At 63.1% G+C, this 16,946-nt stretch carries 14 protein-coding genes; 10 read left to right on the forward strand and 4 right to left on the reverse strand.

Going from position 1 to position 16,946, the window contains the following annotated elements:
• The 3 genes from RAK1035_RS06750 to RAK1035_RS06760 are packed head-to-tail and all read left to right on the forward strand — an operon-like array spanning position 1 to position 5,683.
• Positions 1–885 carry a DUF58 domain-containing protein gene (locus RAK1035_RS06750; RefSeq protein WP_008281381.1) on the forward strand — a complete coding sequence of 295 codons (885 nt, stop codon included), beginning with the start codon at positions 1–3 and terminating at the stop codon, positions 883–885.
• Positions 882–3,638 carry a DUF4159 domain-containing protein gene (locus RAK1035_RS06755; RefSeq protein WP_198133590.1) on the forward strand — a complete coding sequence of 919 codons (2,757 nt, stop codon included), beginning with the start codon at positions 882–884 and terminating at the stop codon, positions 3,636–3,638. Before RAK1035_RS06750 ends, RAK1035_RS06755 begins: the two co-directional genes overlap by 4 nt.
• On the forward strand, positions 3,635–5,683 hold the full coding sequence (locus RAK1035_RS06760) for a membrane protein (RefSeq protein WP_008281383.1): 2,049 nt from the start codon (positions 3,635–3,637) through the stop codon (positions 5,681–5,683). The genes RAK1035_RS06755 and RAK1035_RS06760 overlap by 4 nt, the downstream gene beginning before the upstream one ends.
• A gap of 9 nt (positions 5,684–5,692) precedes the next feature.
• Here the strand turns inward: RAK1035_RS06760 and RAK1035_RS06765 are convergent, their stop codons facing one another.
• Together RAK1035_RS06765 and RAK1035_RS06770 are read right to left on the reverse strand one after the other, a co-directional pair.
• Positions 5,693–6,046 (reverse strand): hypothetical protein, encoded by a 354-nt coding sequence (locus tag RAK1035_RS06765; protein ID WP_008281384.1) that lies wholly within the window; start codon positions 6,044–6,046, stop codon positions 5,693–5,695.
• A 35-nt stretch (positions 6,047–6,081) separates the two neighbouring features.
• The gene (locus tag RAK1035_RS06770; protein ID WP_008281385.1) at positions 6,082–6,801 is read right to left on the reverse strand and encodes a DUF599 domain-containing protein; all 720 of its coding nucleotides are present in this window, start codon (positions 6,799–6,801) and stop codon (positions 6,082–6,084) included.
• Positions 6,802–6,882: 81 nt separating this feature from the next.
• Between RAK1035_RS06770 and RAK1035_RS06775 the strand changes: the two genes are divergently transcribed.
• From RAK1035_RS06775 to RAK1035_RS06800, 6 genes are all read left to right on the forward strand, one after another.
• On the forward strand, positions 6,883–8,316 hold the full coding sequence (locus RAK1035_RS06775; RefSeq protein ID WP_008281386.1) for an FAD-linked oxidase C-terminal domain-containing protein: 1,434 nt from the start codon (positions 6,883–6,885) through the stop codon (positions 8,314–8,316).
• A 60-nt stretch (positions 8,317–8,376) separates the two neighbouring features.
• Complete coding sequence (glcE, locus tag RAK1035_RS06780; protein WP_008281387.1) at positions 8,377–9,522, forward strand: glycolate oxidase subunit GlcE; 1,146 nt, start codon at positions 8,377–8,379, stop codon at positions 9,520–9,522.
• Between the two features lie 21 nt (positions 9,523–9,543).
• Positions 9,544–10,866 (forward strand): glycolate oxidase subunit GlcF, encoded by a 1,323-nt coding sequence (gene glcF / locus RAK1035_RS06785; protein ID WP_008281388.1) that lies wholly within the window; start codon positions 9,544–9,546, stop codon positions 10,864–10,866.
• A 65-nt stretch (positions 10,867–10,931) separates the two neighbouring features.
• Positions 10,932–11,735: a trypsin-like serine peptidase gene (locus tag RAK1035_RS06790; protein ID WP_008281389.1), complete on the forward strand. Its 804-nt coding sequence runs from the start codon at positions 10,932–10,934 to the stop codon at positions 11,733–11,735.
• Positions 11,732–12,553 (forward strand): trypsin-like serine peptidase, encoded by an 822-nt coding sequence (locus RAK1035_RS06795; RefSeq protein ID WP_008281390.1) that lies wholly within the window; start codon positions 11,732–11,734, stop codon positions 12,551–12,553. The genes RAK1035_RS06790 and RAK1035_RS06795 overlap by 4 nt, the downstream gene beginning before the upstream one ends.
• Positions 12,554–12,691: 138 nt before the next feature.
• Positions 12,692–13,159: an Hsp20 family protein gene (locus RAK1035_RS06800; protein WP_008281391.1), complete on the forward strand. Its 468-nt coding sequence runs from the start codon at positions 12,692–12,694 to the stop codon at positions 13,157–13,159.
• 52 nt (positions 13,160–13,211) lie between these two features.
• Here the strand turns inward: RAK1035_RS06800 and RAK1035_RS06805 are convergent, their stop codons facing one another.
• Together RAK1035_RS06805 and RAK1035_RS06810 are read right to left on the reverse strand one after the other, a co-directional pair.
• Positions 13,212–14,453: an META domain-containing protein gene (locus RAK1035_RS06805; protein WP_008281392.1), complete on the reverse strand. Its 1,242-nt coding sequence runs from the start codon at positions 14,451–14,453 to the stop codon at positions 13,212–13,214.
• A gap of 73 nt (positions 14,454–14,526) precedes the next feature.
• On the reverse strand, positions 14,527–15,999 hold the full coding sequence (locus tag RAK1035_RS06810; RefSeq protein WP_008281393.1) for an NAD-dependent succinate-semialdehyde dehydrogenase: 1,473 nt from the start codon (positions 15,997–15,999) through the stop codon (positions 14,527–14,529).
• A gap of 89 nt (positions 16,000–16,088) precedes the next feature.
• Here RAK1035_RS06810 and RAK1035_RS06815 point away from each other — a divergent pair, with 89 nt between their 5' ends.
• On the forward strand, positions 16,089–16,877 hold the full coding sequence (locus RAK1035_RS06815; protein WP_008281394.1) for an alpha/beta hydrolase: 789 nt from the start codon (positions 16,089–16,091) through the stop codon (positions 16,875–16,877).
• Positions 16,878–16,946: the final 69 nt, after the last annotated feature.

The raw sequence follows: 16,946 nt of genomic DNA on the forward strand, positions 1-16,946 counted from the left end.
ATGGCCGATCTCGCCCCCGCCCCCCTGCGCCCCCGCGCCGAGGCTGAAGCCGCCCGGTTTCCGCCGCTCTTGGCGCAGGCGGAATTTTTGGCGCGCACGGTGCTCTTGGGCGAGCATGGGCGGCGGCGCGCGGGTGCGGGCGATGATTTCTGGCAATACCGCCCGGTGCAGCCCGGCGATAGCCGCCGTATGATCGACTGGCGTCGTTCTGCGCGCTCTGATGTGCAGTTCGTGCGGCAGCGGGAATGGCAGATCGCGCAGAGCGTGATGCTCTGGGTTGATCCTGCCGCCTCCATGCGCTTTGCCAGCGACAAGAACCTACCCGACAAGGCCGATCGTGCGCGCCTGTTGGCGCTGGCGGTGGCGATCCTGCTGGTGCGCGGGGGGGAACGGGTGGGCCTTACGGGGAGCGCCTTGCCGCCCCGGCGCGGTGAGGTGCAGGTTGCGCGACTGGCTGAGGCGCTCTTGCAGGAGAGTGGGGCGGATTATGCCAGCCCTGATATGTCTGGCCTCATTCCGCATGGCCGGGCGCTGCTGATTTCTGATTTCATGGGTGATCTGGACCCGTTGCGCGAGGCGCTGACAGGGGCAGCGGATCGGGGGGTGCGCGGCCTGCTCTATCAGGTGCTGGACCCCGCAGAAGAGGCGTTTCCCTATACCGGGCGCACCATTTTTGAGAGCATGGGCGGCACCCTTGCCCATGAGACGTTGAAGGCAGGCGATCTGCGGGCGCGGTATCTGGAGCGTTTGGCCGAGCGTAAAGATGCGCTTGCCGCGCTTTGTCATGCGACGGGCTGGCGCTATGGCTGTCACCACACCGGCGAAAGCGCGCAATCGGCGCTCTTGTGGCTGCATGGCGCGATGGCCGGGGGGGCGGGCGCATGATCTTGGGCCCAATTGGCTTTGCGGTTCCTTGGCTCTTGTGGGCGCTGGTGGCTTTGCCGATCCTTTGGATCATCCTGCGCGCCGTGCCGCCCGCACCGATCCGGCGGCGCTTTCCCGGAGTGGCGTTGCTTTTGGGTCTCAAGGACGAGGACAGCGTCAGCGACCGCACGCCGTGGTGGCTCTTGCTGCTGAGGATGCTGGCGGTGGCGGCGGTGATCGTGGGGCTGGCGGGGCCAGTGCTCAATCCGCGCGACGAGGGCGAGGCGCGCGCGTCTGGCCCACTTTTGATCCTGATGGATGGCAGTTGGGCCAGTGCGCGGGACTGGGCAGCGCAAACGGCGGTAATCGACGCGATGCTGGCAGAGGCTGGGCGCGATGGGCGACCCGCGGCTTTGATGCAACTCAGCGATCCACAAGCGCCGGTGTTTCAGGCGGCGGACAGTCTGCGTGCGCGGGTGCCGGGGCTTATCCCCGCCCCTTGGGCTGTCACGTCAGAGGCGATGGCGCGGGCCGTCGATCTGTTGGGCGAGGCAGAGTTCGAGACGCGCTGGTTTTCGGACGGGTTGGACCGCGAGGGGCGCATGCCGGTGCTTGAAGCGCTTGAGGCGCGTGGCCCGGTCACCGTCCACGAAAGCCCACGCGCCGTGTTGGCGCTGACCCCGCCGACACTGGAAGACGGGCAGATCCAATTGCGCGCGTTGCGCGCCGTGCCGGGGCCATTGCGCGAGATCGCGGTCAATGCCCACGGGCTGGACCCTGCCGGTGTCTCGCGTGTTTTGGCCACTTTGCCGATGACGTTTGACGAGGGGGCGATTGCGGCGACAGGCGCGCTGGCGCTGCCGCCCGAACTTCGCGCCCGCGTCACGCGGTTCGAGATCGCCGGAGAAGCACAGGCGGGGGCGGTGACCCTGACCGATGATGGGCTGAAGCGGCGCGAAGTGGCGCTGATCGCGGGGCGCGAGGATCGCGAAGGGCTCGAACTCTTGTCGCCGCTGCATTACCTTGAACAGGCGTTAAGCCCTACCGCTGACCTCTTGGAAGGGGGGCTGATGGATGTGTTGCCCGCCAATCCCGATGTGATCGTGCTGGCGGATGTTGCGGTGCTGTCGGGCGCGGAACAGGCAGCCTTGCTGGACTGGGCGGACAAGGGCGGCCTGCTTTTGCGCTTTGCCGGGCCGCGCGTTGCGGCAAGCGATGTGTCGCGCAGCGACGAAGATCCGCTGATGCCGGTGCGCCTGCGCGCGGGTGGGCGCACAGTAGGCGGCGCGATGAGCTGGGGCGAGCCCAAGACGCTGGCCCCCTTCATTGAAGGCAGCCCGTTTCAGGGGCTGGCCATTCCGGGTGATGTGACAGTCAGCGCGCAGGTGATGGCGCAGCCTGATCCCACCTTGGCGGATCGGGTGATTGCGCAACTCAGTGATGGCACACCGCTTGTCACGCGCAAGCGGATCGGGGCGGGGCAGGTGGTGCTGTTCCATGTCACGGCCAATGCCGAATGGTCGAGCCTGCCGCTTTCGGGGCTGTTCGTGCAGATGCTGGAACGTCTGGCCGTTTCATCCGCGATGGCACCGCCCGATGCGGCGGAAATGGCCGGTACGACATGGCAGCCGCTGCAGGTGCTGGACGGGTTCGGTCGGCTGAATGAGGCGGACACGCGCCCCGGTGTGGCGGGCGAGCGGCTTTTGTCCGGCTCGCTTGGTCCCGATCTCTGGCCCGGTCTGTATGAGGGCCCGGAGCGCAGTGTGGCGCGCAACGTGATTGATGGCGAAACCCAACTCAGCCCGGTGGCATGGCCCGCGCGTGTCGCGGTCGAGGGGTTGGAGCGTGCGCCTGAGACGCCGCTTGGCGGTTGGTTGCTGGCGGCAGCCTTGATGCTGCTGACCGCTGATATTCTGGCATCCTTGGCGCTGTCCGGGCGGCTTTGGCCTGCGCGGGTCGCAGCGGTGCTCGCCCTCGCGCTTAGCCTTGGGGCGGTGCCCGAGGCGCGGGCGCAGGATGACGCGCGCGCGTTGCTGGCGACCGAGGAATTGGCCTTGGCCTATGTGATCACTGGCGATACGCGGCTCGATGATACGTCGCGCGCGGGTCTGCGCGGGTTGGGGCAAGTGCTCAATTTTCGCACCTCGGTCGAGCCGGCAGAACCGCTGGCCGTCGATCTGGAACGTGACGATCTCACGTTCTATCCGATCCTCTATTGGCCAATCAGCGCCGATCAGCCGACCCCCTCGGCAGAGGCCTATGTCAAGCTCAACGATTATTTGCGCAATGGCGGTCTTATCCTTTTTGACACGCGCGATGCCGATGTCGCCGGGTTTGGCGCGGCCACGCCCAACGGCGCAAGATTGCAACGGATTGCGGCCCCGCTGGATATTCCGCCGCTCGAACCCTTGCCCGAGGATCACGTTCTGACGCGGACCTTCTACCTGCTGACCGATTTTCCGGGGCGACATTCCGGTCGGGCGGTTTGGGTCGAGGCGGCCCCGCCCGATGCTGAACAGATCGAGGGCATGCCGTTTCGCAATCTCAACGACGGGGTGACGCCGGTGGTGATCGGGGGCAATGACTGGGCTTCGGCCTGGGCGGTGAACGATCGGGGCGATCCGCTATTTCCGGTCGGTCGTGGCTATGCCGGTGAGAGGCAAAGGGAACTGGCCTATCGTTTTGGCGTCAATCTGGTGATGCATGTGCTGACCGGCAATTATAAATCCGATCAGGTGCATGTGCCCGCACTTCTGGACAGGTTGGGCCAATGACCGGCAGCGTGATATTTGACCCCCTTTTGCCGATCTGGCTGATCGCGGTTCTGGCGGCGCTGGTGGCGTCGGGCTTGGCTTTGGCGCTTTGGCGCGGGTTGGCGGGATGGCCGTTCCGGGCGCTGGCCGGGCTGGTGATCCTTGCCGCGCTGATGGGGCCAGCCTATCAGCAGGAGGAACGCACCGCCCTCAGTGACATTGTTCTGATTGTCGAGGATCAAAGTGCCAGCCAAGACCTGACGGATCGCGCCACGCGCACGGCCGAGGCCGCCGACACTCTGACAGCACGGTTGGAAGCGCGCGGCAATACCGAGGTGCGCCGCGTGCAGGTGCCGGATGCACCCGAGAATGGGGGCACGCAGGCCATGACGGCGCTGGCACAGGCGATGGCCGAAGAGCCGCTGGGCCGTATTGCGGGCGTCATTCTTCTGTCGGATGGGCGGATCCATGATGTCGAGCGGGCACCAGACATTCCCGCCCCGCTGCATCTGTTGCACACAGGCCGCGAGGGGGATTGGGACCGGCGTTTGCGGATCGACAACGCCCCGGCCTTTGCCATTCTGGGCGAAGAGGTGCAAATGACCCTGACCGTAACCGATGAGGGCGCAGCCCCTACGGGCGTTATGTCTGTGCCGCTTGATATTTCGGTGGATGGGGCTGAGCCACGCCGCTTTGAGGTGCCCTTGGGCGAGGAAATTACCCTACCGCTGATGCTGCCGCATGGCGGGCGCAATGTCCTGCAATTCACCACCCCCGCCGCGCCGGGCGAATTGACGGATCGCAACAACACGGCGCTGGTGCAGATCAACGGTGTGCGCGACCGGCTGAGTGTTTTGCTGGTGTCGGGTCAGCCGCATCCCGGCACGCGGACATGGCGCAACCTGCTCAAATCCGACAGCGCGGTTGATCTGGTACATTTCACCATTCTGCGCCCGCCGGAAAAGCAAGACGGTGTGCCGGTGCGGGAATTGTCGCTGATCGCCTTTCCGACGCGCGAGCTGTTTCTGGAAAAGGTGGATGATTTCGACCTGATCATCTTTGACCGCTACCGGCGGCGGGGCATTCTGCCGAATGTTTATCTCGAGAATATCCGGCAATATGTCGAGAATGGCGGGGCGGTGCTGTTTGCCGCAGGTCCGGATTTTGCCGGGGCCGAGAGCATTTACCGTGGTCCGTTCGAGGCGATCATCCCCGCCCGCCCGACCGCGCGTGTGGTCGAGGATGGCTATTTGCCCAAGGTCACGGATCTGGGCGAGCGGCATCCGGTGACCGCGGGGCTTGACCGGGAATTTGCCGGGGATTGGGGCCGTTGGTTGCGACAGGTTGAGGTCACGCAAACGGCGGGCGATGTGGTCATGTCCGGGGCGGATGACCGGCCCTTGCTGTTGCTTGACCGTGTGGGCGAGGGGCGCGTGGCGCTCTTGGCCTCAGATCACGCCTGGCTCTGGGGGCGCGGGTTTGAGGGCGGTGGTCCGCAGCTCGAACTGTTGCGGCGTCTGGCGCATTGGATGATGAAAGAGCCGGAGTTAGAGGAAGAGGCGCTTTGGGCCGAGGCGACGGGCCAGCAGATGCGCGTCATCCGACGCTCGTTAACCGAGGATGTTGGCCCCGTGACGATCACCACACCGTCTGGCGAGGTGGTGGAACGCCCGTTGGAAGAGGTATCACCGGGGCGGTTTGAGACATTGTTCGATGGGCCGGAAATTGGTCTCTATCGTTTGGAAAACGGAGATCAGAGCGCGGTCATCGGTCTGGGACCAGCAGCGCCGGTTGAATTTGAGCGCACGATTGCCAGTGCCGAGGTGCTGCAACCCGAGATCGACGCGACCAATGGCGGAGTATGGGCGCTGGAAGACGGCGTGCCCGCGATCCGTGCCGTACGCGAAGGGCGTCCCGCCGCCGGGCGTGGCTGGATCGGGATCACACCGCGCGGCGCCTATGAGACCCAGAGCCTGCGCCAGATGGCGATCATGCCGCCTTGGTTGGTGCTGCTGTTGGTGTCAGGGTTGATCCTTGGGGGATGGCTGCGCGAGGGGCGGCGATAGGGGCCGCGCTTAGCGCCGCAGTTCGACCCGGAAGGGCGCGCTGCTCCAGCCATCGACCGAGCAATGCGCCCGCACGAACACCTCTTGTGTGCCCTCAGGAAGGGGCAGACCATTCAGCGAGCGCGTAAAGGGTTGTTCTTCGACATGTGGGTGATGCAGCAGACGATAGCCCAGCCGATTGCCCGTCGCATCCAGAACCTCCCATCCATCAACATAGTGGTCCCAGCCGGTGTCAGGGTGCAGGACCGTGACCGCAATATTCCAGGCTGTTCCAACCTGTTTCAGTTGCACGCCAAGAATATCGGGGTGATCCGCTGCGGCGGAGCTGGCGACAAAGCCGAGGACAAGGCACAAACATCTCATCCTGCAAGTCTAGCGCATTCCTGCGCAAAAAACACTCAAGTCTCTGTGTGTTGGTCTGGACCGTCCGGCAGAAGCAGCACCGCGCGCGACTGTGACGCGAATTCCCGGCGCAAGAGCATGAGGCAGGTGATGATCGTGGCCCCGATCAGCGCCGCCGGCCCCAAGAGCCATGCCGCCGCCGAGAGCGCAAAGTAGATCGCCCGCAGGCCCCGATTAAATCCCCGCGCGGCGGTGATATTGATCTCGGCCGCTTTGCGGGCACGCGGCAAGGCGGCGGGATCGCTTGGGTCATTGGGCACGGCGGCCATGATCACAGCGCAATAGCCAAAAAGCCGATTGGACCAGACGAATTTGAGAAAGGCATTGGTGAGAAACACGAGGATCACAAGGATCTTCACCTCCCAGACAATCACCGGCACAGTGGACGGGGTCAGATCATCGGCAATGCCCATTACCCGTTCCAGATCGCCCAGCATGGCGAGCGCCCCGCCGATAGCGATGAGCGTGGCCGAGGCGAAAAACGCAGTACCCTGCCGCAGGCTGCCCAAGAGCTGCGCATCGAAGATGCGGGCGTCACGGGCAACCATTTGCACCATCCATTCGCGCCGATACTGCGCCATCAGTTTTGTCACCGAGGGCCGCGCCTGGGGTGGGTTTTCGATCAAGAGGCCAAGGCAGAGCCAGCTCAGCGCCAATCCGCCCAAGGCAAGGGCGTCAAGCGTGCTGAAATGTGCTAGTTGATCCATCCAAATCATGCGCGCAAGCTATCGCTATGAGGTTTGACTTGCCAGATGCAAAAATTGGTTATATTTTATTACCAATCAGGAGGAGCTATCATGGAAATGCCCATCCCCCGGCCAGAGATTCTGGCGCGCAAGGCTGAATTGGTCGAACGTCTGCGCGAAGTTCTACCAGAAGATGCGGTGATTTCCGACCCCGCCGAGACGCGCGCCTATGAATGCGATGCGCTGACAGCTTATAAATGTGCGCCCTTGGTGGCAATCCTGCCGGGATCGACCAAAGAGGTCTCGGAGGCGCTGCGCATCTGTCACGACATGGGGGTGCCGGTGGTGCCGCGCGGCTCTGGCACGTCTCTTGCGGGTGGGGCGTTGCCCACGGCGGACAGTGTCATTCTGGGTGTGGCGCGGCTGAATGCGGTGCTTGAGACGGACTATGACAATCGTTTTATCCGGGTGCAGACAGGGCGTACCAATCTGAGCGTCACCGGCGCGGTTGAGGAACACGGGTTTTTCTATGCCCCCGACCCCTCAAGCCAATTGGCCTGCGCCATCGCGGGCAATATCGCGATGAATTCGGGCGGGGCGCATTGCCTGAAATATGGTGTCACGACCAACAACCTGATGGGTGTGACCATGGTGCTGATGGATGGCACCGTGCTGGAACTGGGCGGCGCACATCTGGAAGCCGAGGGGCTGGACCTCTTGGGGATCGTTTGCGGGTCTGAGGGGCAACTGGGCGTTGTGACCGAAGCGACGCTGCGCATCCTGCGCAAGCCAGAAGGCGCGCGCCCCGTGCTGATCGGATTCGATTCCAATGAGGTCGCAGGGGCCTGTGTGAGTGACATCATCAAGGCTGGCGTGCTGCCGGTGGCCATTGAATTCATGGACCGCCCCTGCATCGAGGCGACCGAGGATTTCGCCAAGGCGGGCTATCCGATGTGCGAGGCGCTGCTGATCGTCGAGGTTGAGGGATCGGATGCCGAGATTGACGAGCAACTGGGCCTGATCGAGGGGATTGCCCGGCGGCACAACCCGGTGGAATTCCGGCAGAGCCGGTCCCCCGAAGAAAGTGCCGCGATCTGGCTGGGCCGTAAATCGGCCTTTGGCGCGATGGGGCAGATCAACGATTACATGTGTCTGGATGGCACCATCCCGGTCAGCCAATTGCCGCATGTTCTAAAACGCATTGGCGAATTGTCGGAACAATTCGGGCTGGGTGTCGCAAATGTGTTTCACGCAGGCGATGGAAACATGCATCCGCTGATCCTGTTTGATGCCAATAAACCGGGTGATCTGGAACTGTGCGAAGACCTTGGGGCCGAAATCCTCAAGCTTTGTGTTGAAGTGGGCGGGTGCCTGACCGGCGAGCATGGGGTGGGTATCGAAAAACGCGACCTCATGACCCATCAATATGCGCCAGAGGATCTGGAAGCGCAGATGGCCGTAAAAGATGTGTTTGATCCCAAATGGCTGCTGAACCCGGCCAAGGTCTTTCCGCTGGCGTCCTCTGACGCGCGGCGCGTGGCCTGAGCGATCCGACCGGGGGCATTGCCCCCGGACCCCCAGAGTATTTTTCCAAGAAGAAGCAGCATGACACCCAAGACCGAAGCGGACCTGGCCGAGATCATCCGGGGTGCAGAAGGCCCATTGCGCATCGAGGGCGGTGGCACCCGACCGATTGGCGCGATGTCCAATGGCGCACGGCTGAGCACCGCCGGCCTGAGCGGGATCACGCTCTATGAACCCGGCGCGCTGACGCTGGTGGCGCAGGCGGGCACGCCGCTTGCTGACATCGAGGCCGCATTGGACGCCGAGGGACAGCGCCTGGCGTTTGAGCCGATGGATCACCGGGGATTGTTGGACACCCAAGGAACACCCACAATCGGCGGTGTCGTCGCCGCCAATGTCAGCGGACCGCGCCGTATTCAGGCCGGGGCCTGCCGCGATTTCCTGCTTGGCGTGCGGTTTGTCGATGGGCGCGGGCAGATCGTCAAGAATGGGGGCCGCGTGATGAAAAACGTCACCGGCTATGATCTGGTTAAGCTGATGGCGGGCAGTTACGGCACGCTGGGTGTGCTGACCGAGGTCGCGCTCAAGGTCTTGCCGCGCCCGCGCAGCATGGGGATGCTGCGGATTGAGGGGCTAAGCGATGCCGTTGCTGTGACCGCGCTCTGCCGGGCGCTGGCGTCACCCTATGAGGTGACAGGGGCCGTGCATCTGCAAGCCAGTCCAGAGGGGGGGCCCCTGACCATGATCCGGCTGGAAGGGTTCGAGAATTCGGTGGCCTATCGCGCTGAGGCGCTGACGCGGCTTTTGGCTGAGTTCGGCACGTGCAGCTTTGAGGCAGATCCCGAAAAGACCGCCGCGGCATGGGCACATATCCGCGATGTCGGCCCGTTTCAGGGGCGGGCGGGCGATGTCTGGCGGTTGTCGGTGAAGCCCACCGATGCGCCGGGGATCGTTGCGGATCTGAGCGGCGGCGAGGCGTTTTATGATTGGGGCGGCGGGTTGATCTGGCTGTTGGCTGCCCAAGGATCGGGGTTGAGTGCCGCGAAAATCCGCAGCGCGGTGGCCGCGCGCGGCGGCCATGCCACGCTGATCCGTGGCGACAGAAGCCAAGGCGCGTTTCACCCGTTGCCCGGCCCGGTGGCGGCCTTGCAGGCCGGGCTGCGGCAGAAATTCGATCCAAGACAGATTCTAAATCCGGGGCTGATGGCCACGGGTGCAGCCGTCTGAGTGGCGGGAAAGTAGAGATAGATGAAAACTGAATTCACCGCCGAACAGCTTGAAAATCCCAAGATTGCCCGCGCCAATGAGATTTTGCGCTCTTGCGTGCATTGCGGGTTTTGCACCGCCACGTGCCCGACCTATCAGGTTCTGGGCGATGAGTTGGACAGCCCGAGAGGGCGCATTTACCTTATCAAGGACATGCTGGAAAATGACCGCGTGCCGGATGCCAAGACGGTCAAGCATATTGATCGCTGCCTGTCCTGTCTGGCCTGCATGACCACCTGCCCCTCTGGCGTGCATTACATGCATCTGGTGGATCAGGCGCGCGAATATATCGAAGAGCGCTATAAGCGGCCCTTGGGGGATCGTGCGCTGCGCTGGATTTTGGCGCGTATCCTGCCCTATCCGATGCGATTTCGGGTGGCGCTGTTGGGGGCCAAGATCGGGCGGCCGTTTGCGCGGCTGATGCCTGATGCGCGGCTGCGCGCGATGCTGGAAATGGCCCCAAAGCAGGTGCCGCCCGTAAGCCGCAATGACGATCCGCAAACCTTTGCCGCGCAAGGCACGCGCAAAAAGCGGGTGGCGTTGATGACGGGCTGTGCGCAAAAGGCGCTCAACACCGATATCAACGATGCCACGATCCGGTTGCTCACGCGGCTGGGATGCGAGGTGGTGGTGGCTGAGGGCGCCGGCTGTTGTGGGGCGCTGACGCATCATATGGGAAAAACCGACGAGAGCCACGCGACGGCAGCCAAGAACATCAAGGCTTGGGCGCGTGAGATGGATGGGGCTGGCCTTGACGCCATCGTCATCAACACCAGCGGTTGCGGCACCACGGTCAAGGATTACGGCCATATGTTCCGGCATGAGGCGCTGGCAGCAGACGCCGCGCGCGTGAGCGCGATTGCCATGGATGTGAGCGAAATCCTGATGAAGCTCGATCTACCGCAAGGCGCGGATAAGGAGATGGTCATCGCCTATCACGCCGCCTGTTCGCTGCAACATGGCCAAAAGATCAAGACCTATCCCAAGGATCTGCTCAAGCGGGCCGGGTTCGCGGTTGTGGAACCGGCAGACAGTCATCTTTGCTGTGGGTCGGCGGGAACTTATAACCTGATGCAGCCCGAGATTTCCAAGCAACTCAAGGCGCGCAAGGTGCGCACGCTGGAGGCCAAGAACCCGGACGTAATCGCGGCAGGCAACATCGGTTGCATGATGCAAATCGGTTCAGGGACGGGTATTCCGGTGGTCCACACGGTCGAGTTGCTGGATTGGGCCACGGGGGGACCAAAGCCGCCCGCCATGAGCCGCGCGGCCCAAGGCATGACCGGGGTTCCGATCCTGCGCTGATCCGGTCATAATCTGGCCCAAAACCCGTGCTATTCGGCAAGGGAATTGAGCGGGACAAAGACCTTATGCTGCGTATCATCACCTTTCTTTTGTCGGTCTGTGCGGCGGGTGCGGCGCTATCGCAGGATAGCCGCCTGCAACGTCTGGATGTCGGCGACGAGGCCCGGGACTGGGAGGCCGTGGGGCGGCTGGAATTAGCCGGGCGCGGATTTTGCACCGGGGCACTGGTGGCACCCGATCTGGTGCTGACGGCGGCGCATTGCCTGTTTGACAAGGAAACTGGTGCGCGGATTGATCCCGCACGGATCGAATTCATGGCCGGGTGGCGCAATGGGCGCGCGGCGGCCTATCGCTCTGTTCGGCGCGCGGTGACGCATCCCGATTATGCACCGGCTGCTGATGTGACTGCAGAGCGCGTGCGCAATGACGTGGCGCTGCTCGAATTGCATCACCCGATCAACAACACGCGCGTCACCCCGTTCGAGACGGATGAGCGCCCGCGCAAGGGGCAGAAAATTGGCGTGGTCAGCTATGCCCGCGACCGATCAGAGGCCCCATCCCTGCAAAACATCTGCGAAGTTCTGGCGCGTCAGGATGGTGTTCTTGTGATGTCATGCGATGTCGATTTCGGATCGAGCGGCGCGCCGATCTTTAGCTTTGAGGGCGGTGTGCCGCGCATTGTTTCGGTTGTCTCAGCCATGGCCGAGGTAGAGGGGCGCAAGGTGTCGCTTGGCACGCAGTTGACCGATCCGCTTCGGGTGCTGCAAGACGCCCTTGATGGTGGCGCTGGCGTGTTTCAGGAGGCCGCGCCCAAGATGTTCACCTCGGGTATTCGCCGCGATACTGGCGCGAAATTCGCCAAGCCATGACAGGCTGGCGCACGTGCCTTGCGGCGCTGGTTGCCCTGATGCTGTGCCCTTCGGGTGCGATGGCGCAGACGAGTGGCCTTATTCGGTTGACGGACCGCGATGACCTGTTCGGCTGGGAGGCGGTGGGGCGTGTCGATCTTGGGCGTGATGGTTATTGCACAGGCGTTCTGATCGCCCCTGACCAAGTGCTGACGGCAGCGCATTGTGTCCATGATCGCGCCCAGCGTGCTATCGGCGCTGACGTCATTCAGTTTCGCGCTGGTCTGCGCGATGGTGTTGTGATCGCGGAGTCTGGCGTGGCCCGCTATGTGGTTGCCCCGGGATATGATCCAGCGGCGGGTATGCAGGCCGAGAACGTTCGGCGCGATGTCGCACTCTTGCAGTTATCTGCGCCCATTCCCGCAGCCCTAGCTGCGCCCTTTCACCTTGCGGACACCCTCGCACCCGGTCAGCGCGTGAGCGTTGTCTCTTATGGCCGCGACCGCGACAAGGCCCCGTCATGGCAGCGCGAATGCGGTCTTTTGTGGCGGTCCGAGGGGGTGATGGGGTTTGACTGCGCGGTGATCAATGGTTCATCTGGTGCGCCGGTTTTTGCGCGGGATGGTGGGCGGGCGCGTATCCTGTCGTTGGTCAGCGGTGGCAATTGGGACGGGGGCGAAAGCCGCGCCTATGGTATGGACCTGCCCGAGATTGTGGCGCAGTTGAAACAGGATCTGCGTGCGGCGGCCTCGCGCCCCATCGCGGCGAATCCGGGGTTTCGGCGTGTGACGGTAGGCGGGGATGCGGCGGCGTCCGGGGCGAAATTCGCGCGGCCCTGAGGGCCGTAGCGGGGTCTTGACAGCCGCCGTAGCACTTCCCAAATCAAGAGCGTTCCGGTGCCGCAGGATGGGCCGGACAGATTGCCTGTTCCCAAAGGGGAAGGCGCCAACTTGGTATCGCTCAATGGAGGATGACCCATGCGTAATTTTGATCTAGCCCCGCTCTATCGCGCCACTGTCGGTTTCGACCAGATCGCCGACCTATTGGATCGTGTGATGTCCAGTGACGTGGCCCAGCCGACCTATCCGCCCTATAACATCGAAAAGACCGCTGATGATGCCTATCGCATCTCGATTGCCGTCGCGGGCTTTGCCGCCGATGATCTGGGTGTTGAGGTCAAGGAAGGCTCACTTGTCGTCTCGGCGCGCAAGAGCGATGAAGAAGAGGGCCGCACCTATCTGCATCGTGGTATTGCGACGCGGGCGTTTGAACGCCGGTTCCAACTCGCGGATCATGTGCGGGTGATCGGCGCCACCCACGCCGATGGGATGCTGCATATCGACCTGCGCCGCGAGGTGCCTGAGGCGCTGAAACCGCGCCGGATTGCGATTGCCAGCGGTGATGTCGTGACCAAGGATGTGGTCGATGTCGACAAGGTGAACTGAACCTGAAGCTATGCCTGCGCCCGGTCAGAGCAGTCTGGCCGGGCGTTGCTGCTCAGGGCCGCCGCGCCTCGATCAGCACGCCATCCGTTGCGCCGCCGATCAGGCGCAGCGCGCCATCCTCGGCGATATCGAACCGCGTCACCTGTTCCAGCGCATCGAGCATGCGGCGTTCTTGCTCCATCAGAGGTTCGGGGCAGGCCATCATCGTGCTCCCCATGGCACCAAACTGTAGCCCCTCGCCCGTCAATGTATAGCCGCCCACCAGACGGTTACAGCCCGAGCTGCCCGCGACGCGCCCAGGTGTGATGAAGTTGAGGGTCAGGCGTTCCGGCTCGATCAACGGGGTCTCACCCAGCACCGTCACCTGCCAAGAGGGCCCTGTCAGAAGGTCCTCGGGCGCGCCCCCACATCCACGAAACTCTCGCTCGCCAAGGGTTAACTGTGCCGCATCGGGGTGGGGCATGCCGGTGGCATCGTCGCGGCAGATGCCTTCGCGGATGGTCAGTTGCGCCGCAATCTCGGGCATGTCAAACACGTAAGCGCCGGGCAAAACCTGCACATCCGGGCGCGGCAGGCTATGGGTGATCTCGCCGTAATCGGCGGTAATCTCTGCGTTTTCTGCGGTTAGCACAACAGACCACCCCGGTTCATTTCCGCCGGCACGATAGCTTTGTTGTTGTGGCGGCGGCACCTCTTGGCATTCAGGCAGATCACGCCCTTCCAGCCGGAGCATGGCCATATCGCCCTTGTTCCAAAACTCTGTTTCTGGCTCTTTGATACCTTCGAACCGGGCACCTGAGGCAGAGATGACCTGTTTCATCGGAATATCGCGCCCTTCGGCGCGCAGCACCGTTTCTTCGCCCAGGATTCCGAAAGAGACCGTGGTATCGCCACAGATGAAATCAACCGCAAAGGCGAGCGCCGTCACCGGCTCTAGTATCAGCTCACCGAGATCAACCGGCTCCGTTCCATCAGCAAAGGGCAGATCCCTCAAAAGCCAGCGGGGTTGGTTGTTAACCCGGATCACCGCACTCAGCCGCCCGGACAGGTTGGCAGGCACCGTCATCTCGAAGGGCAGCGGCACCTGTTTGCCATCCGCGTCCAGCGTCACCTCGCCCAGCATGGCCCCAAACCGCCCCTCGGCCACGACCACGGCGCGGGCATCGGGGGGCAGGGCTATCCGTTGCAGATAGCCGACTGCGCCGGAGATAAGGCGGGCTTCGTCGTTCTGCGCCTGCACCGTGGATGCGCAGACTACAGCCATCAGGCCGGCCAAAAGGAAAGAGCGGGGCATTGCCGGCCTCCTTTGCTTCAAGACTTGGTCACATCCTAGCGAGGGACCTGACTTTGGTCGAGTGCCGCTTTGGTCAGATGCTCATGCAAATGTATTTCATTTCGAGGAAGTCCTCGATCCCATGATGGCTGCCTTCTCGGCCAAGCCCGGATTGCTTGACCCCCCCAAAGGGCGCAACCTCGGTCGAGATGATGCCGGTGTTGACACCGACGATCCCGTATTCCAGCGCCTCGGCCACTTTGTAGACGCGGCTGAGGTCCTTGGCGTAGAAATAAGAGGCGAGACCAAAGATCGTGTCATTGGCCATGGCGATGACGTCATCCACGCTCTCGAACTTGAAGAGGGGGGCCAGCGGGCCGAATGTCTCGTCGGTGGCAAAGGCCATATCCTGTGTGCAGCCGGTGACGATGGTCGGGGGCAGGAAAAAGCCCGCGCCTTGCACCGGCTCGCCGCCTCCCAAAATGACCGATGCGCCTTTTGCCTTGGCGTCGGCCACATGCTCTTGCACCTTGACGATCGCATCGGCGTTGATAAGCGGGCCTAGGGCCACACCGTCGTCCATCCCGTCGCCCATCTTGAGCTTTTCCACCGCAGCCTTGAGCTTGGCGGCAAAGGCGTCATAGACCCCGGCCTGCACATAGATACGGTTGGCACAGACGCAGGTCTGACCGTTGTTGCGGAATTTGCACAGGATCGCGCCCTCGACCGCCGCATCAAGATCGGCATCGTCGAACACGATGAAGGGCGCGTTGCCGCCCAATTCCATCGAGCATTTCATCACCTGATCAGCGGCTTGGCGCAACAGGATGCGCCCCACTTCGGTCGAGCCGGTAAAGGTGATCTTGCGCACGGCCGGGTTCTCGCAGAATTCCTTGCCAATCTCAGAGGCGCGCGAGGAGGTGACGATGTTGAACACGCCCGCCGGAAGGCCCGCACGCTCGGCCAAAAGGCCCATCGCGGTGGCCGAAAGCGGGGTTTCCGCCGCCGGACGCCCGACAAAAGAACACCCCGCCGCAAGTGCCGGAGCAGCCTTGCGGGTTATCATCGCATTGGGAAAATTCCACGGTGTGATCGAGGCGACGACGCCGATGGGCTGCTTGATGACGGTGATGCGCTTGTCGCGCTGATGGCCGGGAATGGTCTCGCCGTAGATGCGCTTGGCCTCTTCGCCAAAGAATTCGATGAAGGAGGCCCCATAGCCCACTTCGCCTTTGGCTTCGGTCAGGGGTTTGCCCTGTTCGGCTGTCAGGATCACGCCCAGATCGTGCTGGTTTTCCATCATCAGATCAAAGAAACGGCGCAGGACGGCGGCGCGTTCTTTGCCGGTCCATTTCGCCCATTCCTTTTGCGCGGTCTCGGCGGCGGCAATGGCACGGGCCACCTGCGCACGGCTAAGATCGGCCACATGCGCGATGACGTCCCCGCGCGCGGGGTTCGTAACCTCGAAGGTGCCATTATCGCCATCCACCCACTCGCCATTGATATAGGCCCGCTCGCACAGCAGGCTGGGGTCCTTGAGCATGGATTTCAGGTCGGTCTTGGTCATTGCGTTTCCCTCTTGGCATGGCTTTTATCTCGCCATGACAGACCAGCTTGGGCTAGGAATGTCTAGGGCCAGATAGGGAGGAATACGCCGTGGAACTGGACGATGCCTATGCAAATGTGCCCTATATTCCGGGTGGGGCACAATATCCGGCACGCTGGACCGTGGCCGCCGAGGCGTTTCGTGCCAAGTTGAGCGCGGAACGGCGCGCAGAGCTTGGACTGGCCTATGGCGAAGGTGCGCGGCAGGCGTTTGACCTGTTCCACCCCAAAGGAGCGGCACGGGGGCTATGCGTCTTTGTGCATGGCGGCTATTGGCTGCGGTTTGATCGGTCGCTCTGGTCGCATCTGGCGGCAGGGCCGCTCGCACGCGGTTGGGCGGTGGCCATGCCCTCTTATGATCTCTGCCCCGAGATGCGGATTGCCGACATCACCCGACAGATTGCCCGCGCGCTCTGCGTTCTGGCCGCACGCCATGAGGGGCCGCTGGCGCTGGTTGGGCATTCTGCGGGCGGGCATTTGGTGGCGCGGATGGCGGTGCCGGGGGTCTTGCCCGGTGATGTGGCCGCACGGCTCAGCCATGTCATGCCCATTTCGCCGGTCTCAGATCTGCGCCCCTTGCTGGAAACCTCGATGAATGAACACTTCCGGCTGGACCGGGCGACGGCAGAGGCCGAGAGCCCGGCGCTTATGCGGCCCTTGTCTGTGCCAGTCACGGTCTGGGTTGGCTCTGATGAGCGGCCCGTGTTTCTGGATCAGGCGCGATGGCTGGCAGAGGCGTGGAATGCGGGCCATGAGATTGCTGCCGGGCGGCACCACTTCGACGTGATCGAGGCCTTGACCGATGCGAATAGCCGCATGGTGTCACAACTCCTCGGGTGATGCAAAACGTGATGCGGCCCATCACAAAGCCTGAATTGACGCCTCTTACGATTAGCCTAGAGTGCCGGG

It is taken from the genome of Roseovarius sp. AK1035, assembly GCF_003288315.1.
Lineage (GTDB): Bacteria > Pseudomonadota > Alphaproteobacteria > Rhodobacterales > Rhodobacteraceae > Roseovarius > Roseovarius mucosus_A.